Below are 25,374 nucleotides of genomic sequence, written 5' to 3' on the forward strand. Positions count from 1 at the left end.
TGTGCCGGGTCCGTCCCTGTGAACGCCCACCGCACACCATCTTGCCCTGCCTGCGCGCGGGCAGCCCGGGCCTCCCTTGTGACGAACCGCGTCCGAGAGGCATTTGTGACAGTCACGTTCAATTCCGGCCACACCTCGACGTCCGCGCGCGCGGACCGTCCCGACCACAAGCCGCGCACCCGCCCGGCCGGTGGGGACATGCTGCGCGACGACGCGGTCGAGACCGTGGCCACCAAGACCTTCGCCCAGCTGGGCCTGCCGGAGCCGCTGCTCCGCGCGCTGGCTGACGCGGGCATCAACAGCCCGTTCCCGATCCAGTCCGCGACCATCCCGGACGCGCTGGCCGGCCGCGACGTGCTGGGCCGCGCCCAGACCGGCTCCGGCAAGACCCTCGCCTTCGGCCTGGCCATGCTGGCCCGGCTCGACGGCGGCAAGGCCCGCCCGAAGCGTCCCCGCGCCCTGATCCTCGTCCCGACCCGCGAGCTGGCCATGCAGGTCGCCGACTCGCTGACCCCGCTGGCCCGGGCGCTCGGCCTGTGGTGCCGCACTGCTGTCGGCGGCATGGCTTTCGCCCGGCAGGCGGACGCGCTCTCCCGTGGCGTCGACCTGCTGATCGCCACCCCGGGGCGGCTGTCGGACCACGTCCGGCAGGGCACCGCGAACCTGGGCGACTGCAACTTCATCGCCCTCGACGAGGCCGACCAGATGGCGGACATGGGCTTCATGCCGCAGGTCCGCGAGATCATGGACCTCACCCCGGCGGGCGGGCAGCGGCTGCTGTTCTCCGCGACGCTCGACGGTGACGTCAACCGCCTGGTCAAGCAGTACTTGACCGACCCGGTCACCCACTCGGTCGCGCCGTCGACCGCGAGCGTGACGACCATGGACCACCACGTGCTCCAGGTCTCGCACCAGGACAAGCAGGACGTCATCACGCAGATCGGCGCCCGCGAGGGCCGCACGATCATGTTCGTCCGCACCAAGCACCACGTCGACCGCCTCGCCGAGCGCCTGCGTGAGCAGGGCGTGAACGCGGCGGCGCTGCACGGCGGGAAGACGCAGGGGCAGCGCAACCGAGTCCTCGCCGACTTCAAGGAAGGCCACACCCCGGTGCTGGTCGCCACGGACGTCGCCGCGCGCGGCATCCACGTCGACGACATCTCGCTGGTGCTGCACGTCGACCCGGCGGCGGACCACAAGGACTACCTCCACCGCGCGGGCCGCACGGCGCGCGCCGGGGCGTCCGGTGTCGTCGTCACGGTGGTCACCAACGACCAGCGCCGGATGGTCAAGCGGATGACCGACCGGGCCGGCGTGCGCGCCGAGTCCACGATGGTCCGTCCGGGTGACGACGCGCTGTCCCGCATCACCGGTGCCCGCGAGCCCAGCGGCGAGCCGGTCATCGAGCGGCGGCGCGAGAGCCCGCGTCGTGGCGGCGGTGGCTTCCGCGGCGACCGCGGCTTCGGCGGTTCGGGTCGCGGCGGCTACCGCGGCGACCGCGACCGCGGCGGCGACCGGGGCAGCTACGGCGGCGACCGTGGTGACCGCGGTGGCGACCGCGGCGGGTACCAGGGTGCGCGTGAGGGTTCCGGCCACCGCGAAGGCCGCCCCGGCGGCTTCGGCGGCCGTGCCCGTCAGCCGCGGACGGGCAACGGCGGTGGCTACGGCCGCCCGAGCCGTGGCCCGCGTCGCGGCTACGACAGCTGATCCACCCCAGGAAGCCCCGGACCTCGGTCCGGGGCTTCCGGCGTTTCCAGGGCCCGCCACACGAGGACGCGGATCGCGGATGGGAGACTGCGGGACGTGACTACGCCGCCGACGCCCCCGCCCGATGAGGTTTTCGACTGGCTCGACGTCGAGGCGGAGAAGCGGGCGAACGCGGGGCTCGTGCGGCAGCTGCGGCCGCGTCCCGCGCGGGTCGACGAGCTGGACCTGGCCGGCAACGACTACCTCGGGCTGGCCCGCGACAAGCGCGTCGCCGGGGCGGCCGCCGCCGCCGCCCTCCGCTGGGGTGCCGGGGCGACCGGGTCCCGGCTGGTCACCGGGTCGACCGAGCTGCACACCGAGCTCGAGCTGGAGCTCGCCCGGTTCTGCGGCGTGCAGTCGGCGCTCGTGTTCTCCTCCGGCTTCGCCGCGAACCTCGGGGCGGTGACGGCGCTGTCGGGCGCCGAGTCCGCGATCGTCACCGACAAGTACATCCACGCGTCGCTGATCGAGGGCTGCCGGCTGTCGCGCGCCGACGTCGCCGCGGTCGCGCACTCGACGCCGTCGGCGATCAAGCACGCGCTCTCGACCCGGCGCAAGCCGCGCGCGCTGGTGGTGACCGACTCGGTGTTCTCGGTGGACGGCGACCTCGCGCCGCTCGGCGAGCTGGCCGGCATCTGCCGCGAGCACGGTGCGGCGCTGCTGGTCGACGACGCGCACGGCTTCGGTGTCCTCGGCGAAGGCGGCCGCGGCGCGGTCCACGCGGCGGGGCTCGCGGGTGCGCCCGATGTCGTCACGACGTTGACGCTGTCGAAGTCGCTGGGTGCACAGGGTGGGGCGGTGCTGGGGCCGCGGCGCGTGATCAAGCACCTCGTGGACACGGCTCGCAGTTTCATCTTCGACACCGCGCTCGCGCCGGCGAGTGCGGCTGCCGCGCTGGCCGCGTTGCACGCGCTGAAGGAAAAGCCCGGCATGGCGGAGAAGGTCGTCGAGAACGCCGGCAACCTCGCGATGTCGTTGAAGGCGGCCGGGTTGAAGGCGAGCCTGCCGGACGCCGCCGTCATCTCGGTCCAGGCGCCTTCGGCCGAGACGGCGGTCGCGTGGGCGGCGGCCTGCGCGGAGCACGGCATCCGCGTCGGGTGCTTCCGGCCGCCGTCGGTGCCGGACGGCATCTCGCGGCTGCGGCTGACCGCGCGGGCCGACCTCACGGAGGCCGACGTGGACCGCGCGGTGAAGGTGATCACCGCGACCGCCCCGCCGGGCGCGATCGCCTGACGCCGCGAGGGTGCTCGGGCAGCGGGTGCGCTTGAGGTCCTCAGTCGGCCCGGGCCGTAGCAGTCAGCGTGGCAACGGGTCAGCGCGCTAGGCGGCGCATACGGATGTGGGGGATGCCGTCCTCGTCGGTGTACTCCGCGCCTTCCGCGATGAAGCCGTAGCGGGCGTAGAAACCTTGGACGTACGTCTGGGCGTCGAGGACGTACTCGCCCGGGATCTTCAGTGCCTCGTCCATCAGCCGGGCGGCCAGGCCCTGGCCGCGGGCGTTCGCCGCCGTCGCCACCCGGCCGATGCGGCGGACGTTGTCGGGATCTTGCAGCACCCGGAGGTAGGACGCGACGCCGGACGGGGTCTCGAACCACAGGTGGCGGGTGTCGAGCGCGAGATCACGGCCGTCGAGTTCGGGGTACGCGGCTTTCTGCTCCACCACGAAGACGTCCACGCGCAGGCGGAGGATGTCGTGGAGCTGGGCGGCCGTCAGTTCGGGACCGGTCGCTTCGTGCAGGGTCGGCATACCCCTGCTTACCACGCTCTACGGGAAGAGGGTGCGCGGCTTCGCCTGGGCTTCGATGTCGTCGGTGTACGCCGAGACGCGGGTGTAGACGCCCGGTTTGCCCGCCTTCCCGCAGCCGTCGCCGAAGGAGACGATGCCGATCAGGGTGTCGCCCACGACCAGGGGGCCGCCGGAGTCGCCCTGGCAGGCGTCCTTGCCGCCGTCGGGGTAGCCCGCGCAGACCATCGTCTTCTGGTTGTAGACGTTGTAGTCGGAGCTGCAGTCGGTGTCGGAGACCAGCGGGACTTCGACGCTGCGCAGGTAGTCCGACCGGGCGCCGCCGTCGGCGACGCGGCCCCAGCCGAGGACCGTCGCCTTCGTGCCTGCCGCGTACAGGCTCGCGTCGCCCTTGCCCGGCAGCTGCGCGGGCCGGTAGTCGAGCTGGCCGCGGACGGACAGCACCGCGACGTCGTCGCCCTGCGTCGGGTCACTGTAGCCCTTGCTGATCCAGACCTTCGAGACGCTGAGGACCTGACCGTCCTCCGTGCGCTTGTCCTCGCGGCCCGCCACCACGCGGACGTCCTGCTTAGCGACCGCCTTCGCGCAGTGGGCCGCCGTCGCGACCGCCGTGGAGCTGACGATCACCGCGCCGCAGAACTGGTTTCCGCCGCTGTCGGTCAGGTACACCGCGTACGGGTGTTCGCCGAGCGACGCCTTTTCGCCGCCGACTATGCGCGCCTGGTTGCCGGATCCGGGATCCGCCGACGCCGTGCCGACCACGACCGGGACGGCCACCGCGGCCACGGCGAGGAGCGCGCCGCTCGCGAGCAGCAGGGATCGACGGGACTTCACGGACATGGGACGTTCCCCTCATCAGACACGGCAAAGAACAAGCGCTCGGCACCCGGGCGACTCCGGTGCGTGAACGCCGTGCGCTGAATACCCTAATCCGAGTGGGCCCAAAGCGGTGTCACTGGAACGGGTGGACTCCGCGCTTTCCGGCCGCCTCTGTCAAGCTGGCCGGATGCGGCGGACGGCAGCGGTGTTCGGGGCGGTACTGGCCCTGACGCTGACCTCGTGCGCCTCCGAAGTGCCGTCGACGCCGCAACCCGTGCCCTCGACGCCGAACACCAGGACAACCCCGGCGCCGACAACCCGAGCGCCGGTGACGGCGACGAGCGCGCCCGCCGTCACCTGGCAGGTGGGTGCCCGGCCACTCCCCCGGCGCCCGGACGGGTTCGGCGAGATCGAACCGACGCCACCCGAACTGGTGAACCGGGCACTTCCGACAAAAGACCTCCTCCCGCCGCCCGCCGGCGGCAAGTACGCCTCGACGGTCAGCGCGGTGCCCGCCGACGTCCTCGCGCGCAGCACCTGGCAGCCCGGGTGCCCGGTCGAAGCGACCGACCTGCGCTACCTGACGATGTCGTTCTGGGGTTTCGACGGCCGCGCGCACACCGGCGAAATGCCGGTCAACGCGAAGGGCGCCGCCGGGATCACCCAGGTCTTCGGACAGCTCTTCGCGGCGCGCTTCCCCCTCGAAGAGATGCGCGTGACCAGCCCGGAAGAACTGACCCTGCCGCCGACCGGCGACGGCAACTCGACCAGCGCGTTCGTCTGCCGCCCGGCCCGCGGGCAGACGTCGTGGTCGGCGCACGCGTACGGCCTCGCCGTCGACGTCAACCCGTTCTGCAACCCCTACACCCAGGGTGATCTCGTGCTGCCCGAGCTGGCCTCGGCCTACGTCGACCGCTCGAACCGGCGGCCCGGCATGGTCCTGGCCGGCGACGCGACCGTGCGGGCGTTCGCCGCGATCGGCTGGAGCTGGGGCGGCGCGTGGACCAGCCCGAAGGACCGGATGCACTTCACCGGCAACGGCCACTGACCACGTAATACGACGTTAAGCACATCGGGGAACACCCGCTCCCCGCAGCCGGTTGGCTAGGGTGAATCGACCGGAGCCGACCCCGCGGAGGATGCAGTGCCCCACTACGACCTGGTGATCGTCGGGACGGGATCGGGGAATTCGATCCTCGGCCCGGATTTCGCCGGCAAGAAGACGGCGATCGTCGAGAAGGGCACGTTCGGGGGCACCTGCCTCAACGTCGGCTGCATCCCGACGAAGATGTTCGTGTACGCCGCCGACGTCGCGTACACGCCTTCGCACAGCGCGAAGTACGGCGTGGACGAAGAGCTGAAGGGCGTGCGCTGGCGGGACATCCGCGACCGGATCTTCGGCCGGATCGACCCGATCGCCGCGGGCGGCGCGGAGTACCGCCGCAGCCACGAGGACAACGCGAACGTCGACGTCTACGACGGCACCGCCCGCTTCACCGGGCACAAGGAACTGCGCGTCAGCTTCGCCGACGGGCGCCCCGACGAGGTGCTGACCGCCGACAAGTTCGTGCTCGCCGCGGGCGGGCGCCCGGTGATCCCGGAGATCCCCGGCCTGGACACCGTCGAGTACCACACCTCCGACACCGTGATGCGGCTCGACGAACTGCCCGAGCGCATCGTCGTCCTCGGCGGCGGGTACATCGCGGCCGAGTTCGCGCACGTCTTCGCGTCGTTCGGCGTCCACGTCACGCTGGTCAACCGGTCCGGGCGGCTGCTGCGCTCCGAGGACGACGACGTCAGCGCGCGGTTCACCGAGCTGGCTTCGGAACGCTTCGACGTCCGCCTCGACCGCAAGACCGTGCGGGCGCGCAAGACCGGCCACGGCGTCGCGCTGGACCTCGAAGGACCGCAGGGCGCCGAAACCGTCGAGGCCGACGTGCTGCTGGTCGCGACCGGCCGCCGGCCGAACTCGGACCTGCTCGACGTCGCCGCCACCGGCGTGACCACAATGGACAGTGGACACGTCGTGGTCGACGACTACCAGGAGACCGTGGTTGAGGGCATCTACGCGCTCGGCGACCTTTCCTCGCCGCACGAACTGAAGCACGTCGCCAACCACGAAGCCCGTGTGGTGCAGCACAACCTGGCGCACCCGGACGAGCGGATCACCGCCGACCACCGGTTCGTGCCGCACGCGGTGTTCACCCACCCGCAGGTCGCGTCCGTCGGGCTCACCGAGCGGAAGGCGCGCGAAAAGGGCGTCTCCTACGTGACTTCGAAGCAGGACTACGCCGGGATCGCCTACGGCTGGGCGATGGAAGACACCACGGGCTTCGCGAAGCTGCTGGCCGACCCGGCGACCGGCCGGTTGCTCGGCGCGCACATCATCGGGCCGCAGGCGTCGTCGGTGATCCAGCCGCTGATCCAGGCGATGAGCTTCGGGCTCGACGCGCGGAGCATGGCGCGCGGGCAGTACTGGATCCACCCGGCGATGCCGGAGCTGATCGAGAACGCCCTGCTCAACCTGCCGCTGGACTGAGTCACCGCGGGCCGGGCGGGGTTCAGCGCCCGGCCCGCGGGAGTCCTACAGCGTGAGGGACCAGGTGTCGAGGGTGCCGGTGTCGCCGGGCCCGTAGTCGGTGACGCGCAGCTGCCACTTGCCCGACGCCGGCGAGGAGGCCGCGGGAACGGTGAACGTCCGCGGGCCGGTCCAGGCCGTGCACGTGCCGCCGCCGCTGTACTTGAGCGCGTACGCCTTGCCCTTCGGGTCCAGCAGCGTGACGCCGAGGTCTTCGGCGCACGTGTGGCGGATGGTCACCGCGACCGACAGCGGGGTCGCCGCCTGGCCGGTCAGGGTGGACGTGATCGGGCTGAACACCTGCTGGTAGTCGCGGATCGCGTAGTCGGTGTCGTTGGTCAACGTCCGGCCGCTGCCACCCGCCTGGGTCCTGGCCGGAACCGGGGCGCTGGCCGGCGACACGTTGCCGGCGGCATCGCGGGCCTTGACCGTGAACGTGTACGCGGTGTCCGGCGAGAGCCCGGTGACGGTCGCCGAAGTCCCGGTGACGCTCGTGGCGAGCGCCGAGCCGTTGTAGACGTCGTACGCGGTGACGTCGCCGGTGGACGCATCCCAGGCCAGCGAGACGCTGGTGGCCGTCGTGCCGGTGACCCGCGGGGCGGCGGGTGCGCCCGGCGGCGTGGTGCCACCGCTGGTCACCAGCCTGAGCTGCCACTTGGTCAACGCCTCGGCCACCGGCTAGAACAGGGACAGGTCCCCGTCGGAGGGGTTGTCCACGCACTGCGACGGGCCGCCGTCGTGCAGGCCGGTGGCCTTGTCGCCGAGCAGCCAGCCGCCGCCGGAGTCGCCGCCGAGGGAGCACGCCGTCGTCCAGGTGAGGTCGTCGATGACCAGGCCGCCGCCGTAGTCGGCGGACTTGTGCGTGTACTTCACCTCGCCGCACTGCCAGTGCGAAGTGTTGCCGGAGTGGCAGACGCGGTCGCCGACCATCGCCTCGGCCGCGCCGGTCAGCGTGATCGCGGGCTGGCCCCAGGTGTTGACCGACGCCGACAGGTTCCACCCGGCCTCGGTCACCGCGACGACACCCATGTCGCCTTCACGCGCGTTGACGCTGTGGGTGCCGCCGACGTTCGACGTGCCGATCCGGTTCTGCTGCCCCGACGCGCCGTACGCGGCTTGGTCGCGGTCGTTCGTGCAGTGACCCGCGGTCAGGAAGTGCTTGGCACCGGCCGAATCCGTCACCGGGAAGCCGACCGAGCAGTTGCTCTCGCTGCCCGGCCACCACGGGTTCCCGGTCTGGATCGTGCCCGACTGCTGCCGCGGGGACGACGCCGTCTCGGTGATCCGGACCCCGAGTTCCCTTGCCCGGGAGAGGAAACTCCCGGTCGCCGCGGTCTTCTTCGTCCGGTCGACGTCCACGCCGACCTCGTTGCCGCGGACGTCGACGCCCCAGCCGTAGACGCCGGGCACGCCCGCGCCGATCAGGGCACGGACGGCCGCGTCGGTGCGGTCCAGGTCGGCCTGGCTCCGCGCGACCACGCGAGCCTCCGCCCCCGCGGCACGTACCTGCGAGGCGGCTTCGGCCGTCGTGACAGCGACAGTCAGCTTCCCGGCGGCGGCGTCGAACCACTGCCCGGCCGACCGCGCACGCACCGAAGCGGGCAGGGCCGCGGCCAGCCGGTGAGCGTCGTCCTGGGCGGCGAGCTGAGCCCGGGCCTGGTCCGCGGTGAGCCCGAACGCCGCGGCGACGCCCGTCACCTCGGCGTCCGGGTGCCCCGGTGCCGCTTCGGCGGGCGAGACGCCCAGCCCGAGCGCCGCCAGCGCGGCCACCCCGGCGACGGAAACGAATCTGCGCATCGATTTCTCCTCGGATCGGCGAGTGGGGTGCGCAGACGGTAAGCCGCCGGAAAGCCGGTTTTGCAGATCCGCAAGTCTTTAACAGTTAACTGACGGGCCAATCCCATTCGAAACCGTACCGGCCAGGGCCGAAGTTGAGCGCGACCCCGTGCACCGCATCGCCTTCCGGCACGACTTCGGTTTCTTCGCCGGGCTCGGCGAAGCGGCGGCAGACCACCGGGACCGCCTCGGGCGAGAACCGGATTTCGAGCACGTATTCGCGGACCGGGAGCCGGAATTTGCGTTCGTAGTTCGTCGCGACCGGATACGGCGGGCGGTTCACGAGAGTGTGCTCGGTGAGCACCGTTTCGCCGCGTTCGAGCGGCCTGGCGAAGAGCAGTTCGACGACGAGCAGGCCGTCTTCGGGCTTCAGCACGCTGCGGCCGGGGCGGCAGCCGCGCAGCGAGCGCAGTTCCGGCAGCGGCCGGTCGTGCTCGTCCAGGTGCAGGATGACCACCCACCGGTCCGGGCCGTCGGCCTCGGCGCGCAGCACCTGCCGCGACCGGATCTCCAGTTCCTCGCGGCCGGCGCCGACGAGGACGACGTCGTGCTGGCTGAGCCGGGTCAGCCGCTCGTCCCACCGGATGTCCACATCGGACACCGCGGCGTCGATGCGCCGCCCGTCAGGCCAGAACCGGCCGATCTCCGCGGTCACCGCCCGGCGCGCCCGGGGCGGGCCGAGCAGCGCGACGAGCGAACCCGACGGCACCTCCAGGACGGCTTCGAGCTGCCGCAACCCGCGCACCGACTCGTGCCGCTCGGGACGGCTGCGGCCGGACTGCCAGTAGCTCAACGTCGCCGTCGTGACGGACACGCCGCGAGCGCGCAGGTGCTCGCGGAGCCGGTCCAGGCTCAGCCCGCGGGCGCGGATGGCCGCGCGCAGGGCGGCGTCGAACGGGCCCTCGCGCAGCAATGCCCCGAGGTCAGGGGACGGCACGGCCACCGGACGAGCTTAAGCCGCGCCGGCCCCGGCGAACGGCGTTAACAGTTAAGAATCAGACGAACCGGCCGCGACCGGCGAGCGCGCCGAACACCACCTGCACGACGAGCAGGCCGAGCAGCATCGCCAGCGGCACGGTCCAGCCGCCCGCGACGTCGTGCAGCAGGCCGAAGAGGAACGGCCCGAGCGCGGCGAACAGGTAGCCGAAGCCCTGCGCCATCCCGGACAGCCGGGCGGTGTCCGCGCCGGTCCGCGCCCGCAGCGCGATCACGGTCAGCGCCAGCGAGAACACGCTCATGCCGAGCCCGATCAGCAGGCTCCAGAGCAGCGGCGACCACGCCGGGGCGAGCATCAGCCCGGCGGTGCCGGCGAAGCCGAACACGCCGAGGGCCGCGATCCACGGACCTTGCCCGCGCTGCCGGGCGGCCATCGGCGCGACGACGAGACTGATCGGCACGGCGATCAGCGAGACCAGGCCGAACAGCAGGCCGGCGTCGTCGCGGGACACCCCCGCGTCCATCAGCACCTGCGGGAACCAGCCCATCGCCGCGTAGGCGTAGAACGCCTGCAGCCCGAAGAACACCGTGACGATCCAGGCCAGGCGGTTGCGCAGCAGCGACCGGCCGGCCTGGGCGGCATCGGTGTGCCTCGGTGCCCGGCCGGTGCCGCGGGCTGCGAGAATCCACGCCAGCAACGCGACGACGGCCACCACGGCCCAGCTGCCCAGCGCCGGGCGCCAGCCGCCGAACGCGTCGCCGAGCTGCGGGGTCACCGCCGACCCGAGCGCGCCGCCGCCCTGCAGGGCGGCGGTGTAGACACCGGTCATGACGCCGATGCGGGCCGGGAAGGAGTCCTTGATGACCACCGGGATCAGCACGTTGATCAGGGCGATGCCGGCGGTGGCCACAAGCGTCCCGCCGAGCACCACGGCCGGGCCGTCGAGCACGCGCAGCACGAGCCCGGTCGCGAGCGTCCCGAGCGCGATCCCGATGGCGGCGCCGATGCCGGCCCGGCGGGCGAGCAGCGGCGCGGCCAGCCCGGCGCCGGCGAAGCAGAGCGTCGGCAACGTCGTGAGCACGCCGGCCCAGACGCCGGACGTGCCCAGGTCCTGGCGCATTTCCGCGAGCATGGGGCCGACGCCGGTGATGGCCGGGCGCAGGTTGAGGGCGGTGAGCACCACCGCGACCGCGAGCAGCACGCCGGCGGCGACCACGCCCGGCGCGCGGAACTCCACGGCGCCGTCCAGTTCGGGTTCGAGGCCGGATTCACGGTGTTCGACGTGCATGACCGCTACTATCGCATACGTAGGATGATTGGATGAAGGGATAATCCTGTGCCTCTGGCCACCACCCGGCGAGCAGGCCTCGTCGACCAGGTCATCGACCAGCTGCGGACCGCGGTCACGCAGGGCGAATGGCCCATCGGCGAACGCATCCCCACCGAGGCCGAGCTCGTCGACCAGCTCGGCGTCGGACGCAACACCGTCCGCGAAGCCGTGCGCGCGCTCGCCCACACCGGCCTGCTGGAGGTCCGGCAGGGCGACGGAACGTACGTGCGCGCCACGAGCGAGGTGTCCGGCGCGATCCGGCGGCTCTGCGGGTCGGAGCTGCGCGAGGTCCTGCAGGTCCGGCGCACCTTGGAGGTCGAAGGCGCGCGCCTGGCCGCCGCCGAGCGGACCGAGGAAGAGGTCGCCGAGCTGTGGGCCGTGCTCTCCCGCCGGGAGACCGAGCTGCGAGAAGGGCGGTGGGAGGACTTCGCGCGCACGGACGCGGAGTTCCACTGCGCCGTCGTGCGCGCCGGCCACAACCGGCTGCTCACCGAGCTCTACCGCGGGCTTACCGAGGTCATCACGGCCAGCGTCGCGGCGACGTCCAGCATCACGCCGGGCGCGGAGCACGCGCCCGAGATCGGCCACGAAGGGCTCGCCCGGGCCATCGCCGACCGCGACGCGGATCGGGCCGCCGCCGAGGCGTGCGGGTTCCTGGACGAGTTGCTGGAGCGCATCGAAAGCGCCTGACCTGCACATTCGCCACGCTGGCACCACGATCGACCCCTAAGGGTGCCAGTTCAGGGTTGTCATGGCACCACCGTGGCGCCATAGTTGTGCCATGGACCTGACGCCCTTCGTAGACGAACTCCGCCGGGAGCTCGCGGTCGCCGCCGAAGCGGCGGGCGAGGAAGCCGTCGCACTCGCCGAGCGGCTCACCGCGCCGCTCGAATCGGCGATCCGGCTCACCCTGCTCGACGCCCTTTCCGCGGCGGCCGACGAGATCACCCGCGACCTCGCGCCCGGTTCCGTCGAAGTCCGCCTGCGCCGCCGCGAAGCCGAATTCGCCGTCGCGCTGCCGACCGCTCCCGAGCCGTCGCCCCAGGAAACGCCGCCGGCGCCCCCGGAAACCGACGACGGCGCCGTGGCCCGGATCAACCTCCGGCTGCCCGAAGCGCTCAAGCAGCGCGTCGAAGAGGCGGCGAACCGCGAAATGCTCTCGACCAACGCGTGGCTCGTCCGGGCCGCGAACGCCGCACTCCGGCCCGGCAAGAGCCAGACCCAGCGCCGTTCGGCCTTCGGCGAGAAGTACACCGGCTGGGTCCAGTAACCCACCCCTCTTCCCTGCACGTCTCCGACCTGCGGAGACGCCACCCGAGCACCCCAGGAGGGCGCAGCCATGCCCGTTTTCGCCACCCCCGAGCCGATCTCGGCCACGCTCGACGTCAGCATCGCCGACATCCGGATCGTCGCCGGCGAGCGCGCGGAAACCACCGTCGAGGTCGAACCCGCCGACCCGGCCGAACCCGAAGACGTGAAGGCGGTCGCCAAGACCCGCGTCGAGTTCGCGAGCGGCGAGCTGCTGGTCAAGGGCCCGAAGTACGCCACCAAGCTGTGGGGCCGGGGCGGCTCCCTGCACATCACGGTCGAGCTGCCCGCCGGCTCGCGCCTGCGGTCCACGGCCGCCATGGGCGACATCCGGGTCAGCGGTCACGTCGGCGACAGCCGCATCAAGACCTCGGTCGGCGACATCCACGTCGACGAAGCCGCCCGGCTCGAGGCGAGCACCGCCACCGGCGACGTCACCGTCGAGCGGGCCACCGGGCACGTCGAGGCCCACACCGGCTCCGGCGAGCTGCGGATCCGCGAGATCGACGGCACCGCCGTGCTGAAGAACTCCAACGGCGAGACCCGCATCGGCGAGGTCACCGGCGACCTGCGGGTCAGCACCGCCAACGGCGACATCTTCGTCTCCCTCGCCCACGCGGCCGTGCACGCCAAGACCGCGTCCGGCGACATCCGGATCAACGAGGTCATCCGCGACGCCGTCGTCCTGGAGACCGCGGTCGGCGAGATCGAGGTCGGCGTCCGCGAAGGCACCGCCGCCTGGCTCGAGCTCAACTCCCTGACCGGCTCCGTGCGCAACACCCTCACCCCGTCCGAGGGGCCGGGCGGGACCACGGAAACGGTCGAGGTCAAAGCCCACACCTACACCGGCGACATCGTCATCCGCCGGGCCTGAAACTCCACGCAGACAAGGGGAAGACCATGCCAGACGCCATCGTGGCCGAAGGGCTCGTCAAGAAGTACGGCTCCGTCACCGCGCTCGACGGGATGGACCTGCGGGTCCCGGAAGGCACCGTGCTCGGCGTGCTCGGGCCGAACGGTGCCGGGAAGACCACCACCGTCCAGATCCTCACGACGCTGCAGAAGCCGGACGCCGGCCGCGCGACCGTCGCCGGGTTCGACGTCGTGAAGGACGCGCACGAGCTGCGTTCGCACATCGGCGCGTCGGGGCAGTACGCCGCCGTCGACCAGGAGCTGACCGGGGCCGAGAACCTCGAGATGGTCGGGCGGCTCTACCACCTGGGCACCAAGCGGGCCAAGGCCCGCGGCCGGGAACTGCTGGCCCGGTTCAGCCTCGAAGACGCCGCCGACCGGCCGGTGAAGGGCTACTCCGGCGGCATGCGGCGCCGGCTCGACCTGGCCGGCGCGCTGGTGGCCAACCCGCCGGTGCTGTTCCTCGACGAGCCCACGACCGGGCTCGACCCGCGCGCCCGCACCGAGCTGTGGGACGTCATCACCGAACTGGTCGCCGGCGGCACCACGCTGCTGCTGACCACTCAGTACCTCGAAGAGGCCGACCGGCTGGCCGACAGCATCGCCGTCGTCGACCACGGGCGCGTGATCGCCCGCGGCACCGCCGACGAGCTCAAGGACCTGGTCGGCGGCGAGCGGATCGAGCTGACCGTCGGCACGCACGCCGACGTCGGAGTCGCGCAGCGGGCGCTGGCGCGGCTGGCCAGCGGGGAGCCGCAGGCCGAGGCGTTCCGGCTCACCGTGCCCGTGACCCACGGCGCGAAAGCGCTTACCGAAGCCCTCGCCCTGCTCGCCGCCGACGGCGTCGACGTCCGCGACGTCGGTGTCCGCCGCCCCACCCTCGACGACGTTTTCCTCACTCTGACGGGCCACGACGTGGCCGAGACCGCGAAGGAGGCCGTGTGATGAACGCGGTGCAGATGGCCGTCACCGACGGCGTGACCGTCGCCAAGCGCAACTCGATCAAGATCGTCCGGTCGCTGGACCTGCTCGGGTCCATCGTGTTCATGCCGGTGATGTTCGTGCTGCTCTTCGGCTACGTGTTCGGCAGCGTGATCGACATCCCCGGCATGTCGTACCGCGAGTTCATGCTCCCGGGGATCTTCACCCTCGCGGTGGCGATGGGCAGCATCGTCACCGGCTACGGGCTGACCGACGACCTGCAGAAGGGCATCATCGACCGATTCAGATCGCTGCCGATGTCCCCGGCCGCGGTGCTGATCGGACGGACCACGGCGGATCTGATCCTCAACGTGACGAGCCTGCTCATCATGGGGATCGTGGGCTTGCTCGTCGGCTGGCGCATCCACACCGGTCCGCTCGAAGCGCTCGGCGGCGTCGTCCTGCTGCTCGCCTTCGCCTACGCGCTTTCGTGGGTGATGGGGACGCTCGGCCTGGCCGTGCGCAAGCCCGAGGTGTTCAACAACGTCTCGAGCGTGGCGATCTTCCCGCTCACGTTCCTGGCCAACACGTTCGTCGACAGCGGCCGCCTGCCCACCCCCCTGCGGGTGATCGCGGACTGGAACCCGGTCTCGGCGATCACGCAGGCGGCGCGGGAGCTGTTCGGCAACACGAGCGCGTCGATGCCGGTGCACGACGTCTGGCCGATGCAGCACGCGGTGCTGGCTTCGGTGCTGTGGATCGCGGTGCTGCTGGCGATCTTCGTGCCGCTTTCGGTGCGCTGCTACAAGAAGGCCACGAGCCACTGACTCACGGCAGCGTGAGGATCTCGCTGCCGTCGGCCGTCACCACGAGGGTGTGCTCGAACTGGGCCGTCCACTTCTTGTCCTTCGTGGTGACGGTCCAGTCGTCGGGCCAGATGTCGTAGTCGATGGTGCCCAGCGTGATCATCGGCTCGATCGTGAAGGTCATGCCCTCCTCGATGATCGTGTCGACGGAGGGCTCTTCGTAGTGCAGGACCGTCGGCGGCGTGTGGAACGCGGGGCCGACGCCGTGGCCGGTGAAGTCGCGGACCACGCCGTAGCCGAAGCGCTTGGCGTAGGACTCGATGACCCGGCCGATGACGTTCAGCTGGCGGCCCGGCCGGACCGCCTTGATCGCCCGCATCGTCGCCTCGCGGGTGCGCTCCACCAGCAGGCGGGCCTCCTCGGAGACGTCGCCGGCCAGGAACGTCCCGTTCGTGTCGCCGTGGACGCCGCCGATGTAGGCGGTGACGTCGATGTTGCAGATGTCGCCGTCCTCGATCACCGTCGAGTCCGGGATGCCGTGGCAGATGACCTCGTTGAGCGAGGTGCAGCACGACTTCGGGAAGTGGCGGTAGCCCAGCGTCGAGGGGTAGGCGTGGTGGTCGAGGACGAACTCGTGCACCACCTTGTCGATGTCGTCGGTGGTGGCGCCCGGCTTGACCGCCTTGCCACCCTCTTCCAGCGCCTGCGCCGCGATCCGGCTCGCGATCCGCATCGCCTCGATCACCTCGGGCGTGCGCACGCCGTTGCCGGTGTCCCGCTTCGGCGCCGGCTTGTCCACGTACTCGGGACGGGCGATGGAACTGGGGACGTCACGGCGCGGCGTCTGGACGCCGGGAACCAGCGGGGCACGAACGGACATGCCCCCACTTTACGACGGCCCGCTCAGCCGATCCCCGCCAGGAACCGGTGGGCCGCCTGCACCGCGGGTTTCGACGAGCCCGCCTCGGTCAGCAGCACGGCGAACGCCAGGTCGCCGCGGTAGCCGACGAACCAGCCGTGCGAGCGGGAGCCGTCGCCGAACTGGGCGGTGCCGGTCTTGCCCGCGACGTCGGGGATGTCCCGCAGGCCGGTCGCCGTCCCCGCGGTGACGACCTCGCGCATCATCCCGCGCAGCGCGTCGAGGACGTCCTGCGAAGGCGCGTCGCCGACGTTCTTCGTGCTCGCCGGCATCCCCTTCACCAGCGACGGCGTCGGCACCTTCCCGGCCTGCACGGTCGCCGCGGCCAGCGCCATGCCGAACGGGCTGGTCACCACCGTGCCCTGGCCGAAGCCGTTTTCGGCGCGCTGGACGGCCGAGTCGCTGGCCGGGACGGCGCCGGTGACCGTGGTCAGGCCGGGCACGACGAAGTCCGCGCCGAGCCCGAACGAGCGGGCGGTGTCGGTGAGCGCCGAGGCAGGCAGGCCCGCGGCGAGCCGGGCGAAGGTCGTGTTGCAGGACCGCGCGAACGCCGTCTTCAGCGGGACCCGGCCCAGGTCGAAGCGGCCTTCGTTCGGCACGACCCGGTTTTCGATCGTCGTGGTGCCGGGGCAGTCGACCGGGCTTTCGGCGTCGACGTCGCCGGTCGACAGCGCGGCCGCCGCCGTCACGATCTTGAACGTCGACCCCGGCGGGTAGCGCCCGGCCAGCGCCAGCGAGCCTTCGCCGTCGGCGGCGGCGTTCTGCGCCACGGCGAGGATGTCGCCGCTCGACGGCTGGATCGCCACCAGCGCGGCCGGGTACTCCTCGGTCTCGAGGGCCTTCTCGGCGGCGACCTGGATCCGCGCGCTGAGCGTGCTGGTCACGGCGGGCGCGGGCCGCGGCGGCTCGGCCTTGAGCTCGGCCGACTCGCCGCCGGTGACGTCCCGGGTGACGATCCGCCAGCCCGCCGCCCCGGCCAGCTCCTGCTCGACCAGCGCGCGGATGCCCGGCAGGACCTGCTGCCCGGACCCGCGGGTCACCGGCAGCAGCCGCTCCTGGCTGGCGAAGCGGACGCCGGGCAGGTCGTAGATCACCGGCCTGACCCGCTGGTAGTCGCCGGCACGCAGGCTGATCACCGGGTAGGCGTCGCCGGGCTTGGTCTTGCTCATCCCGTCCAGCACCGAGCGGCCGGTGACCGACGGCTCGTACCGGTGCAGGGCCTTGGCGAGCGTCCCGGCGACGGCGCTCGGGTCGCCGGCCTTCTGCGGGTCGACGACCACGCCGATCACGGTCTGCGGGCGCATCAGCGGCACGCCGTCGCGGTCGAGGACCGGCGCGGTCTCCGGCAGCTGGGGCAGCAAGCCGAGGGTCTGGCCGACGGCCAGCTGCGGGTGCACGACGGTCGGCTGCCAGTGCACCTGCCAGCCGTTCTCGGCCGCGCGCAGCTGCGCGTCGGCGCGGTAGGACCAGCTGCGGCCGTGCGGCAGGTGCCAGGTCAGCCGGTAGCCGGCCGTGACGACGTCGCCGTCCGGCTGTTTCACCTCTTCGTCGTCGACGTCGAGCGACTCGGGATCGAGCACGCCGCGGACCTGGCTGAGCACGGTCTTCGCGGCGTCGGGTGAGTCGGTGTTCGCCGCGGCGGCGGCGATGTCCCCGGACGCGACGGCGTCCAGGAAGGCGGAGAGGGCGTCCTCGGGACCGTCGCCCGAGCACCCGGCCGTGGTCGCGGCGGCGAGCAGCAGCACCGCGAGCACACCGCGGCGTCGACGTGCACTCATGGCGGGATAATGCCTGGTCAGCGGGTGTCCGCCGGGCTGAAACGCCGCCACGGAAGAGTGGCTAGAACAGCACCGTCGCGTACTGGCCGACCTGCTGGAACCCGATCTTGCGGTAGGCCGCGAGGGCGGGGGTGTTGAACGCGTTGACGTACAGGCTCGCGGTGCGGCCCAGTCCGCGGACGAGCCGGTTGACGACCGCGGCCGTGCCGGCGGTGCCGAGCCCGCTGCCGCGGCGTTCCGGGTGCACCCAGACACCCTGGATCTGCCCGACCGTCGCCGACATGGCGCCGATCTCGGCCTTGAAGACGACTTCGCCGTTTTCGAACCGGGCGAACGCGCGCCCGGCGCCGATCAGCTCCGTGACACGGGCGCGGTAGCTGGCGCCGCCGTCGCCGCTGCGCGGGTCGACGCCGACCTCCTCGATGAACATCGAAACGGCCGCGGGCAGGTACCGCTCGAGCTCGTCCGGCCGGACCGGCCGCACGAGGGGGTCGGCGGCCACGAGCGGCATGGCGTCGAGCGCCATCAGCGGCTGGTCGTCCCGGACCTCGCGGGCCGGGCCCCACTCGTCTTCCAGCTCGTCCCAGAGCCCGAGCACCTGCTCGGCCGGGCCGACGAGGGACGAGCACGTGCGTTGTCTTCGCAGCGCGCGATCGGCGAAGGACCGCAACGCGGGCGCGTTGCCGCGCAGCGGGATGAGGTTCGGCCCGGAGAAGCACAGCCCTTGGAGCCGCCCGGCGCGAACCGGGCGGCTGTCGGCGGCCCAAAGCTCACCACCGAGCCGCCACGGATCGAGACCGGCAGCCTCGACCCGGGCGCTGACCATGCAGCTGCCCACCGGGTCGGCGGCGAGCGCGGCACGGACCGCCGGATAGTCCCGATCATCGAGCAGCCGTGCACCTGCAAGCCGCAACACGATGTCCAGGGTGCCAGATTCGGCCGGTAAACGGAACGCGAGGTCGTCGACACGCTGAGATGAACAGCCCGGTTCGCGTTCCGCGGGCAGAATCGGACGTATGCAGCGGTACACGTACAAGGTCGTCGAGGTCCGCGAGAAGCTGCTCGGCGGCAAGATGTCGGGCGGCAAGCTCGAGAAGCTGCTCAACGACCACGCGGCCGACGGGTGGCAGCTCAAGGCGATCACCTCGGCGGAGGTGAAGGGCCGGGTCGGGCCCGGCGGGGTCGAGGGCCTGCTGGTCACCTTCGAGAGGCCGGTGGACTGATGGCGTGAACGACTCGTTCATGTCGCCTGAAGCTCGTGAACGAGTCGTTCACGAGCTTCAGGCCGCGCCGCGGTAGGTGCCGATCGTCCAGGAGTTGCCCTCCGGGTCGCGGAGGCTGAACGTGTGCGAGCCGTACTCGGTGTCGGTCAGGGCGGCCGTGATCTCCGCGCCGGCGGCCCGCACCCGCGCGTGGATCTCGTCCACCTCGTCCGAGACGACGTAGACCGCGCCCGTACCCGGCTTCATCGCGTCGTGGACGCCGTCCGGGCCGCGGACGCTGCCCAGCATCACCGCGCCACCCTCGGGCCAGCGCAGTTCGGCGTGCGCGATCAGGTCGCCTTCGGGCACCACCAGTGCCTCGGTGAAGCCCAGGACGTCGACGAGGAACCGGACCGCGGCCGGGGCGTCGTCGTACCGGAGAGCGGGCCAGACGTTCGGTTCAGGAGTCATGCTCGCGAGTCTTGCCCGGCGGCCCCCTCCTGGTCTTGGAGGAACGGGAGCTCCTCGGCGATCCACGTGCCCGGCGTGCACCCGGCCAGCGCGCGCCACTCGTTGCTCAGGTGCGCCTGGTCGTAGTAGCCGCACTCCACCGCCAGCGCGGCCAGGTCCGTGCGGCCCCGGCGCAGCAGCCGCCCGGCCCGCTCGAACCGCAGGACCCGCGCCGCCTGCTTCGGTGCCAGGCCCAGCTCCGCGCGGAACCGCTCCCCCAGGTGGCGGCGGCTCCAGCCGACCTCACCGGCGAGGTCGCCGACGCGCACCCGCCCGTCGGAACCCCGCAGCCGTCGCCACGCCTCCCCCAGCTCGGGCGGCGGCGCCACCGGCTCGACGGCCCGGGCGGCCAGGACGTCGTCGAGCAGCGCGAACCGCTGCGGCCAGGTCGGCAGCTCCCGCAGCCGGTCCGGCAGCGAGCCGAGGCCGAAGCCGGCGAGGTCGGCCACCTCGCCGCTCAGCTCCGCCGCCGTGACGCCGAAGAGGGTGCGCACGCCCAGCGGGTCGAGCTCCAGCTGCAGGCCCTCCTGCACGCGGTCCTGCCGGATCAGGACCGCGTTCGTGTGCAGCCCGCCGATCAGCGCCCGCAGGCTGTGCCCGGCCATCCGGACCGGCCCGGCGAGGCTGATGACCAACGTCACGTGCCGGGACGGCAGGCCGCGGTGGACCGGCAGCGTCACCTCGTCCTGCCGGTACCCGACGTAGCGCGTGACCAGGGACCGCACCACGGGGTGCGGCTCGTGAACAGCCCAGGTCACGGTCACGAATGCCAGCGTAAACGTCACCACCGACAGTTCCGGTTCTGCTAACACGGAGGGTGCGTCCCCCACCGCGGAAGGAACCACCGATGACGATCCAGGAGCAGGCGCAGCAGCTGGAGCTGCTCGCCGACCAGGTGCCGACCGGCATCGCGCTCGCAACCAAGAGCGACCTCGAAGACCTGCAGGCCCAGGTGCTCGGCCTGCTCGGGGAGACGTCCACCGCGACCGCGATCCAGGGCGCCATCCAGCTGGCTTCGCAGCAGATCGACGAAGTGGCGGCCGCGCTCGAGAACGTCCGCCTGCAGATCCGGGACGCCGCTCAGCACCACCTGCAGGGCTGACGCTCCCCCAGGCCAGACTCAGCCGGCGGTGACCACGGGCTCGCCCTGGCCGAGGGACTCCCCGGCCTCCTCGGCGATGCGCATAGCTTCTTCGATCAGCGTCTCGACGATGGCGTGCTCGGGCACGGTCTTGATGACCTCGCCCTTGACGAAGATCTGGCCCTTGCCGTTGCCGGACGCGACGCCCAGGTCGGCCTCGCGGGCCTCGCCCGGGCCGTTGACGACGCAGCCCATGACGGCCACGCGCAGCGGGATCTCCATGCCCTCGAGCCCGGCCGTGACCTGCTCGGCGAGCGTGTAGACGTCCACCTGCGCGCGCCCGCACGACGGGCAGGACACGATCTCCAGCTTGCGCTGCTTGAGGTTCAGCGACTGCAGGATCTGGATGCCGACCTTGACCTCTTCGACCGGCGGCGCGGACAGCGAAACCCGGATGGTGTCGCCGATGCCCTGGCGCAGCAGCGCGCCGAACGCGACGGCCGACTTGATGGTGCCCTGGAACGCCGGGCCGGCCTCGGTGACGCCGAGGTGCAGCGGGTAGTCGCACTGCTCGGCCAGCAGCTCGTAGGCGCGCACCATGACCACCGGGTCGTTGTGCTTCACCGAGATCTTGATGTCGTGGAAGTCGTGCTCGGCGAACAGCGACGCCTCCCAGAGCGCCGACTCGGCCAGCGCTTCCGGCGTCGCCTTGCCGTACTTGTCCATGATCCGCTTGTCGAGCGAGCCGGCGTTGACGCCGATCCGGATCGGCGTGCCGTGGTCCTTCGCGGCTTGCGCGATCTCCTTGACCTGGTCGTCGAACTTCCGGATGTTGCCCGGGTTCACGCGCACGGCCGCGCAGCCGGCCTCGATCGCCGCGAAGACGTACTTCGGCTGGAAGTGGATGTCGGCGATCACCGGGATCTGCGACTTCTTCGCGATCGCGGGCAGCGCCTCGGCGTCGTCGGCCGACGGGCACGCGACGCGGACGATGTCGCAGCCTGCGGCGGTCAGCTCGGCGATCTGCTGCAGGGTGGCGTTGACGTCGGAGGTGAGCGTCGTCGTCATCGACTGGACGGAGATCGGGAAGTCGCTGCCGACGCCGACCGCGCCCACCTGGAGCTGGCGGGTCTTGCGGCGCTCGGAGAGGACGGGCGGGGGCAGGGCGGGCATACCGAGTGCGACGGTCACGCTTTCCAGCGTACCTACCCCGACCGGGCCACCTTCACCATGTCAACCGTCACGGTGAGCAGCATTACGGCCTGTGCGACCCGCCAGGGAGGGGCCGGAACCCCTCCGTGGCGGCTACTGCCCGATTCGAATCGGGTTGACGATGTCCGCCGTCACCGTGAGTAGTGTCACGGCACCGCCGATGAGCACGAGGACCATGGTGATCCCGGACAACCGCGTGTAGTCGACCGGGCCGCCCGCCGTCTTGCCGCGCCGGGCGCGGATCCAGTCGCGGACGCGCTCGTACCAGACCACCGCGATGTGCCCGCCGTCGAGCGGCAGCAGCGGCAGCAGGTTGAACACGCCGATGAAGAAGTTCAGGCTGGCCAGCAGGAAGAAGAACAACACCCAGATGCCCCGCTCGACGGCCTCGCCGCCGATCCGGCTCGCGCCGACGACGCTGACCGGGGTGTTCGGGTCGCGCTCGCCGCCGAAGATCGCGGTGACCACGGCGGGGATGCGCTCCGGGAACTCGACGAGCCGCTGCGCCGTCTCGGCGAACATCGTGCCGGTGAAGCTGAACGTGGCGCCGACCGCGGCGACCGGGCCGTACTGCGTGGTCGCCGAGGACTTCTGCGGCGAAGCACCGATCATGCCGACCTCTTTGACGCCTTCGGCGGTCCAGCGCTGCACCTTCGGCACGTCGACGGTGAGCGAAAGCCGCTGCTCACCGCGCTGCACCTCGAACGCGGTCGGGCCGCTGGTGGCCTGGACCGCGGTGAGCATCTCGTCCCAGCTCGCGATCGGCTTCCCGCCGACGGACAGGATCTTGTCACCCGCCAGGAGACCGGCCGTCCTGGCCGGGGTGAGCGCGCCCGCGGCGCAGGTGGGGTTCTGCGCCTGCGCCTTGGCCTGCTCTTCCGTCGTGATCGACTGGGCGCACGACGTGGCCGACAGCACCGCCGGGGGCGGTGTGAGGTTCGGCAGGCCCATCGTCACGGCCATCAGGTAGAGCACCACGAAGCCCAGGATGAAGTGGGTGATCGACCCCGCCGACATCACGACGGTGCGCTTCCAGGTCTTGAACCGCCACATCGCGCGCGGCGCCTCGTCCGGCGTCACCTCGTCGAGCGCGGTCATGCCGGCGATGTCGCAGAACCCGCCCAGCGGGATCCACTTGAGGCCGTACTCGGTCTCGCCGCGACGCCAGGAGAACACCGTGGGCCCGAAGCCCACGAAGTACCGGCGGACCTTCATGCCGAAGGCCTTCGCGGTGACCATGTGCCCGGCCTCGTGCAGCGCGACCGAGATGCAGATCCCCAGCGCGAACAGCACCACGCCGATGATGTAGGACACCGCTACTTCCCCTCGATGATCGAACCGGCCCGCGCGCGAGCCCAGCGCTCGGCGGCGAGAACGTCGTCGACGTCGCGCGGTTCGCGACGCCACTCGTCGGCGGCTCCCACCACCTCGGAAACAGTGTCCACTATCGACGTGAAGCTGGTGTTCTGCGCCAGGAAAGCGGACACGAGCTCCTCGTTCGCGGCGTTGTAGACGGCGGGCAGGCAGCCGCCCACGGTGCCGCAGTGCCGGGCCAGCTCGACGGCTGGGAAGGCCTCGTCGTCGAGCGGTTCGAACGTCCAGGTCGCGGCCTTGTCCCAGGTACAGGCCGGTGCGGCGGCGGGAACGCGGTCGGGCCAGTGCAGGGCGAGCGCGATCGGCAGCCGCATGTCGGGCGGGCTGGCCTGGGCGATCGTCGAGCCGTCGGCGAAGGTCACCATCGAGTGCACGATCGACTGCGGGTGCACGGTGACGTCGATCCGCGCCGGCTCGATGTCGAACAGCAGGGCCGCCTCGATCAGCTCCAGGCCCTTGTTGACCAGGGTGGCGGAGTTGATCGTGATGAGCGGGCCCATGGACCAGGTCGGGTGCGCCATCGCCTGCTCGACGGTGACCCCGGCCAGCTCGGCGCGCTTGCGGCCGCGGAAGGGACCGCCGGACGCGGTGAGCACGAGCCGCGCGACCTCTTCCTTGCGCCCGGCGCGCAGGGCCTGGGCGATGGCGGAGTGCTCGGAGTCGACGGGCACCAGCTGCCCCGGCTTGGCCGCGGCGAGCACCAGCGGCCCGCCGGCGATCAGCGACTCCTTGTTCGCGAGCGCGAGGGTGGCGCCGGTGGCGAGCGCTCTGAGCGTGGGCTCGAGGCCGCGAGAGCCGGGCAGGGCGTTGAGGACGGTGTCGACCTCGACGGCGTCGATCAGCTCGGTGACGGCGTCGGAGCCCGCGAAGAGCCGCGGCAGCTTGAACTCGCCCCGGGAGTAGCCGCGCTGCTGCGCTTCGGCGTACAGCGCGAGCTGCACGTCTTCGGCGGCGGTGGCCTTGGTCACGGCGACGGCCTCGACCCCGTGGGCGAGCGCTTGCGCGGCGAGCGCGGCCGGATCCGCCCCACCCGCGGCGATCCCGGCCACCCGGAACAGGTGCGGGTTGCGGGCCGCGACGTCGAGGGCCTGCACACCGATGGACCCGGTCGAGCCGAGCACGAGAACGCTTCGCGAGGTAGTCATCGCGGGCCATTGTCGCGCGGCCCGTGTCCGCGGCGCACCCGGAGGTTCGGTGGCGCGGACCTGGGCGGGCGCCGCGACGTTCTGCGGCGCGAGCGCGGCGGCGAAGCGGTCCTCGCCGAGCGCACCTCTCGCGGCGGCGCGACGCACCCGGAGGTGCTCCGATCGCGGCGGCGCCGGGTGTGCGGCGCCACGCGGGCCGTGTCCGCGGCGCACCCGGAGGTGTGGGATCATCGGCGCGTACGAGGTTCACGGGTCTTGAGGAGTTCATCGTGGCAGGCAAGGCGGTCGAGAAGAGGCGGCCCGAGGTCGACCCCCGCGACGAGCCGTCCGCGGCCTGGGGCTGGCACGGCACGTTCCCGAAGGCCACCCGCATCGCCGGCTGGGTCAGCGCGATCATCCTGCTGGTGATGATCAAGGGCAACCACGAGAACAACACCGAGAACGTGTGGCTCGTGGGCCTGTCGCTGTTCCTGATCCTGCTGCTCGTGCTGGACATCCGCAAGCGCCGCACGGCCTGGCGCAAGTAGTCCGTTTTTCGCTAACGTCTCCGGCCATGAAGCTGCGCTGGGGTTTGGCCGTCGTCGCTGTCCTGGGTGCCCTCGTGGTGCCCGCCGCTCCGGCTTCGGCTGCTTCGGCGCCGGTGGTCCGGTGCACGTTCACACCGACCCCGGACAACCCGGCGGCTCGTCCGGTGGTGCGTCCGCTGCCCTTTGCGTTGACGCGCGGGACTGTCGATGTGACGTTCCGGTTCAACTACGGGCCGGTGACGGTCCGGCTGAACCGCGCCGGGGCAGCGCCGTGTGCGGTGCACAACATGGTTTCGCTGATCGCCCAGCGGTTCTACGACCGGTCTCAGTGCTGGCGGCTTTCGAACTCTTCGCGGTTGGGTGTGCTCCAGTGCGGGGACATCTACGAGGTCGAGAAGGGCGGGCCGGGGTACAAGTTCCCGGATGAGGTTTCGGGTGCCGAGACTTACCCGCGCGGGACTGTCGCCATGGGGAACCAGGGGCCGGGGACGAACGGGTCGGAGTTCTTCATCGTGCATTCGTTCGCGAACATCCCGGCGAATTACTCGGTGCTGGGGACTGTGGTGCGGGGGATGTCGGCCATTGATCACATGGTGGCGGACGGGATCATCCCGACCGACCCGAACGGGCCGCTGGACGGGGCACCGGCGAAACCGGTGAAGATCCAGCGGGCCACGCTCGGCCGGTAG

Annotated in this window: 27 protein-coding genes; 13 read left to right on the plus strand and 14 right to left on the minus strand. The window is 71.8% G+C overall.

The annotated features are described in order from the left end of the window. Positions 1–105: 105 nt before the first annotated feature. A complete protein-coding gene (locus tag MUY14_RS26090; protein ID WP_247012777.1) occupies positions 106–1,707 on the plus strand; it encodes a DEAD/DEAH box helicase in 1,602 nt (533 codons plus the stop codon). Positions 1,708–1,803: 96 nt separating this feature from the next. After that, a complete protein-coding gene (locus MUY14_RS26095; RefSeq protein WP_247012779.1) occupies positions 1,804–2,979 on the plus strand; it encodes an 8-amino-7-oxononanoate synthase in 1,176 nt (391 codons plus the stop codon). A gap of 79 nt (positions 2,980–3,058) precedes the next feature. Here MUY14_RS26095 and MUY14_RS26100 read toward each other — a convergent pair whose 3' ends face one another. Further along, positions 3,059–3,493 (minus strand): GNAT family N-acetyltransferase, encoded by a 435-nt coding sequence (locus MUY14_RS26100; RefSeq protein WP_247012781.1) that lies wholly within the window; start codon positions 3,491–3,493, stop codon positions 3,059–3,061. A gap of 18 nt (positions 3,494–3,511) precedes the next feature. Further along, positions 3,512–4,330, minus strand: coding sequence for a serine protease (locus tag MUY14_RS26105; protein WP_247012783.1), 819 nt, complete (start codon positions 4,328–4,330; stop codon positions 3,512–3,514). A 166-nt stretch (positions 4,331–4,496) separates the two neighbouring features. Here MUY14_RS26105 and MUY14_RS26110 point away from each other — a divergent pair, with 166 nt between their 5' ends. Beyond that, positions 4,497–5,357: a M15 family metallopeptidase gene (locus tag MUY14_RS26110; RefSeq protein WP_247012785.1), complete on the plus strand. Its 861-nt coding sequence runs from the start codon at positions 4,497–4,499 to the stop codon at positions 5,355–5,357. A 96-nt stretch (positions 5,358–5,453) separates the two neighbouring features. Next, on the plus strand, positions 5,454–6,848 hold the full coding sequence (locus MUY14_RS26115) for a mycothione reductase (RefSeq protein WP_247012787.1): 1,395 nt from the start codon (positions 5,454–5,456) through the stop codon (positions 6,846–6,848). A 45-nt stretch (positions 6,849–6,893) separates the two neighbouring features. Here MUY14_RS26115 and MUY14_RS46975 read toward each other — a convergent pair whose 3' ends face one another. From MUY14_RS46975 to MUY14_RS26130, 4 genes are all read right to left on the minus strand, one after another. Then, entirely contained in the window at positions 6,894–7,562 is a 669-nt protein-coding gene (locus MUY14_RS46975) for a proprotein convertase P-domain-containing protein (RefSeq protein WP_281506182.1), read from the minus strand. A 3-nt stretch (positions 7,563–7,565) separates the two neighbouring features. After that, positions 7,566–8,684, minus strand: coding sequence for an alpha-lytic protease prodomain-containing protein (locus MUY14_RS46980; RefSeq protein ID WP_281506183.1), 1,119 nt, complete (start codon positions 8,682–8,684; stop codon positions 7,566–7,568). Positions 8,685–8,769: 85 nt separating this feature from the next. Beyond that, positions 8,770–9,666, minus strand: coding sequence for an XRE family transcriptional regulator (locus MUY14_RS26125; RefSeq protein WP_247012789.1), 897 nt, complete (start codon positions 9,664–9,666; stop codon positions 8,770–8,772). A 52-nt stretch (positions 9,667–9,718) separates the two neighbouring features. Then, a complete protein-coding gene (locus tag MUY14_RS26130) occupies positions 9,719–10,948 on the minus strand; it encodes an MFS transporter (RefSeq protein ID WP_247012791.1) in 1,230 nt (409 codons plus the stop codon). A 48-nt stretch (positions 10,949–10,996) separates the two neighbouring features. Between MUY14_RS26130 and MUY14_RS26135 the strand changes: the two genes are divergently transcribed. From MUY14_RS26135 to MUY14_RS26155, 5 genes are all read left to right on the plus strand, one after another. Further along, the gene (locus MUY14_RS26135; protein ID WP_247012793.1) at positions 10,997–11,680 is read left to right on the plus strand and encodes a FadR/GntR family transcriptional regulator; all 684 of its coding nucleotides are present in this window, start codon (positions 10,997–10,999) and stop codon (positions 11,678–11,680) included. 91 nt (positions 11,681–11,771) lie between these two features. Continuing rightward, the gene (locus MUY14_RS26140) at positions 11,772–12,260 is read left to right on the plus strand and encodes a hypothetical protein (RefSeq protein WP_247012795.1); all 489 of its coding nucleotides are present in this window, start codon (positions 11,772–11,774) and stop codon (positions 12,258–12,260) included. Between the two features lie 69 nt (positions 12,261–12,329). Continuing rightward, positions 12,330–13,172 carry a DUF4097 family beta strand repeat-containing protein gene (locus tag MUY14_RS26145; RefSeq protein WP_247012797.1) on the plus strand — a complete coding sequence of 281 codons (843 nt, stop codon included), beginning with the start codon at positions 12,330–12,332 and terminating at the stop codon, positions 13,170–13,172. A gap of 26 nt (positions 13,173–13,198) precedes the next feature. Further along, complete coding sequence (locus tag MUY14_RS26150; RefSeq protein ID WP_247012799.1) at positions 13,199–14,155, plus strand: ATP-binding cassette domain-containing protein; 957 nt, start codon at positions 13,199–13,201, stop codon at positions 14,153–14,155. After that, a complete protein-coding gene (locus MUY14_RS26155) occupies positions 14,155–14,958 on the plus strand; it encodes an ABC transporter permease (RefSeq protein ID WP_247012801.1) in 804 nt (267 codons plus the stop codon). The genes MUY14_RS26150 and MUY14_RS26155 overlap by 1 nt, the downstream gene beginning before the upstream one ends. Before the next feature lies 1 nt (position 14,959). Here MUY14_RS26155 and map read toward each other — a convergent pair whose 3' ends face one another. The 3 genes from map to MUY14_RS26170 form a co-directional block, all read right to left on the minus strand. Further along, positions 14,960–15,817: a type I methionyl aminopeptidase gene (map, locus tag MUY14_RS26160; protein ID WP_247012803.1), complete on the minus strand. Its 858-nt coding sequence runs from the start codon at positions 15,815–15,817 to the stop codon at positions 14,960–14,962. A gap of 23 nt (positions 15,818–15,840) precedes the next feature. Beyond that, positions 15,841–17,634, minus strand: coding sequence for a penicillin-binding transpeptidase domain-containing protein (locus MUY14_RS26165; RefSeq protein WP_247012805.1), 1,794 nt, complete (start codon positions 17,632–17,634; stop codon positions 15,841–15,843). Positions 17,635–17,695: 61 nt separating this feature from the next. Further along, positions 17,696–18,550 carry a GNAT family N-acetyltransferase gene (locus MUY14_RS26170; RefSeq protein ID WP_247012807.1) on the minus strand — a complete coding sequence of 285 codons (855 nt, stop codon included), beginning with the start codon at positions 18,548–18,550 and terminating at the stop codon, positions 17,696–17,698. A 100-nt stretch (positions 18,551–18,650) separates the two neighbouring features. Here MUY14_RS26170 and MUY14_RS26175 point away from each other — a divergent pair, with 100 nt between their 5' ends. After that, positions 18,651–18,857, plus strand: a complete 207-nt coding sequence (locus MUY14_RS26175) for a DUF4177 domain-containing protein (protein WP_247012809.1) — start codon at positions 18,651–18,653, stop codon at positions 18,855–18,857. Between the two features lie 57 nt (positions 18,858–18,914). Here MUY14_RS26175 and MUY14_RS26180 read toward each other — a convergent pair whose 3' ends face one another. After that, a complete protein-coding gene (locus MUY14_RS26180; protein WP_247012812.1) occupies positions 18,915–19,307 on the minus strand; it encodes a VOC family protein in 393 nt (130 codons plus the stop codon). After that, on the minus strand, positions 19,304–20,110 hold the full coding sequence (locus MUY14_RS26185) for an AraC family transcriptional regulator (RefSeq protein WP_247012813.1): 807 nt from the start codon (positions 20,108–20,110) through the stop codon (positions 19,304–19,306). Before MUY14_RS26185 ends, MUY14_RS26180 begins: the two co-directional genes overlap by 4 nt. 83 nt (positions 20,111–20,193) lie before the next feature. On the opposite strand from MUY14_RS26185, the gene MUY14_RS26190 reads away from it, so the two are divergent. After that, positions 20,194–20,448, plus strand: coding sequence for a hypothetical protein (locus MUY14_RS26190; protein WP_003057586.1), 255 nt, complete (start codon positions 20,194–20,196; stop codon positions 20,446–20,448). Positions 20,449–20,466: 18 nt separating this feature from the next. Here MUY14_RS26190 and ispG read toward each other — a convergent pair whose 3' ends face one another. The 3 genes from ispG to dxr all read right to left on the minus strand — a co-directional run bounded on the left by ispG (position 20,467) and on the right by dxr (position 24,158). Then, positions 20,467–21,600 (minus strand): flavodoxin-dependent (E)-4-hydroxy-3-methylbut-2-enyl-diphosphate synthase, encoded by a 1,134-nt coding sequence (gene ispG / locus MUY14_RS26195; protein WP_247025242.1) that lies wholly within the window; start codon positions 21,598–21,600, stop codon positions 20,467–20,469. Between the two features lie 132 nt (positions 21,601–21,732). Next, the gene (locus MUY14_RS26200; protein ID WP_247012815.1) at positions 21,733–22,953 is read right to left on the minus strand and encodes an RIP metalloprotease; all 1,221 of its coding nucleotides are present in this window, start codon (positions 22,951–22,953) and stop codon (positions 21,733–21,735) included. 2 nt (positions 22,954–22,955) lie between these two features. Continuing rightward, positions 22,956–24,158: a 1-deoxy-D-xylulose-5-phosphate reductoisomerase gene (gene dxr, locus MUY14_RS26205; protein WP_247012817.1), complete on the minus strand. Its 1,203-nt coding sequence runs from the start codon at positions 24,156–24,158 to the stop codon at positions 22,956–22,958. 269 nt (positions 24,159–24,427) lie between these two features. Here dxr and MUY14_RS26210 point away from each other — a divergent pair, with 269 nt between their 5' ends. After that, on the plus strand, positions 24,428–24,685 hold the full coding sequence (locus MUY14_RS26210) for a DUF2631 domain-containing protein (RefSeq protein WP_247012819.1): 258 nt from the start codon (positions 24,428–24,430) through the stop codon (positions 24,683–24,685). A gap of 26 nt (positions 24,686–24,711) precedes the next feature. Next, positions 24,712–25,374: a peptidylprolyl isomerase gene (locus MUY14_RS26215; RefSeq protein WP_247012821.1), complete on the plus strand. Its 663-nt coding sequence runs from the start codon at positions 24,712–24,714 to the stop codon at positions 25,372–25,374.

Origin of the sequence: Amycolatopsis sp. FBCC-B4732 (genome assembly GCF_023008405.1) — a bacterium.
Taxonomy (GTDB): domain Bacteria; phylum Actinomycetota; class Actinomycetes; order Mycobacteriales; family Pseudonocardiaceae; genus Amycolatopsis; species Amycolatopsis pretoriensis_A.

What these genes read in the sequence shown, in the direction of transcription:
- MUY14_RS26110 (WP_247012785.1), top strand. Translation starts at nt 4,497, where the DNA reads ATGCGGCGGACGGCAGCGGTGTTCGGGGCGGTACTGGCCCTGACGCTG.
- MUY14_RS26190 (WP_003057586.1), top strand. Translation starts at nt 20,194, where the DNA reads ATGACGATCCAGGAGCAGGCGCAGCAGCTGGAGCTGCTCGCCGACCAG.
- MUY14_RS26165 (WP_247012805.1), bottom strand. Translation starts at nt 17,634, where the DNA reads ATGAGTGCACGTCGACGCCGCGGTGTGCTCGCGGTGCTGCTGCTCGCC.
- ispG (WP_247025242.1), bottom strand. Translation starts at nt 21,600, where the DNA reads ATGCCCGCCCTGCCCCCGCCCGTCCTCTCCGAGCGCCGCAAGACCCGC.
- dxr (WP_247012817.1), bottom strand. Translation starts at nt 24,158, where the DNA reads ATGACTACCTCGCGAAGCGTTCTCGTGCTCGGCTCGACCGGGTCCATC.
- MUY14_RS26215 (WP_247012821.1), top strand. Translation starts at nt 24,712, where the DNA reads ATGAAGCTGCGCTGGGGTTTGGCCGTCGTCGCTGTCCTGGGTGCCCTC.
- MUY14_RS26150 (WP_247012799.1), top strand. Translation starts at nt 13,199, where the DNA reads ATGCCAGACGCCATCGTGGCCGAAGGGCTCGTCAAGAAGTACGGCTCC.
- MUY14_RS26175 (WP_247012809.1), top strand. Translation starts at nt 18,651, where the DNA reads ATGCAGCGGTACACGTACAAGGTCGTCGAGGTCCGCGAGAAGCTGCTC.
- MUY14_RS26145 (WP_247012797.1), top strand. Translation starts at nt 12,330, where the DNA reads ATGCCCGTTTTCGCCACCCCCGAGCCGATCTCGGCCACGCTCGACGTC.
- MUY14_RS46980 (WP_281506183.1), bottom strand. Translation starts at nt 8,684, where the DNA reads ATGCGCAGATTCGTTTCCGTCGCCGGGGTGGCCGCGCTGGCGGCGCTC.
- MUY14_RS26180 (WP_247012812.1), bottom strand. Translation starts at nt 19,307, where the DNA reads ATGACTCCTGAACCGAACGTCTGGCCCGCTCTCCGGTACGACGACGCC.
- MUY14_RS26140 (WP_247012795.1), top strand. Translation starts at nt 11,772, where the DNA reads ATGGACCTGACGCCCTTCGTAGACGAACTCCGCCGGGAGCTCGCGGTC.
- MUY14_RS26100 (WP_247012781.1), bottom strand. Translation starts at nt 3,493, where the DNA reads ATGCCGACCCTGCACGAAGCGACCGGTCCCGAACTGACGGCCGCCCAG.
- map (WP_247012803.1), bottom strand. Translation starts at nt 15,817, where the DNA reads ATGTCCGTTCGTGCCCCGCTGGTTCCCGGCGTCCAGACGCCGCGCCGT.
- MUY14_RS26105 (WP_247012783.1), bottom strand. Translation starts at nt 4,330, where the DNA reads ATGTCCGTGAAGTCCCGTCGATCCCTGCTGCTCGCGAGCGGCGCGCTC.
- MUY14_RS26130 (WP_247012791.1), bottom strand. Translation starts at nt 10,948, where the DNA reads ATGCACGTCGAACACCGTGAATCCGGCCTCGAACCCGAACTGGACGGC.
- MUY14_RS26155 (WP_247012801.1), top strand. Translation starts at nt 14,155, where the DNA reads ATGAACGCGGTGCAGATGGCCGTCACCGACGGCGTGACCGTCGCCAAG.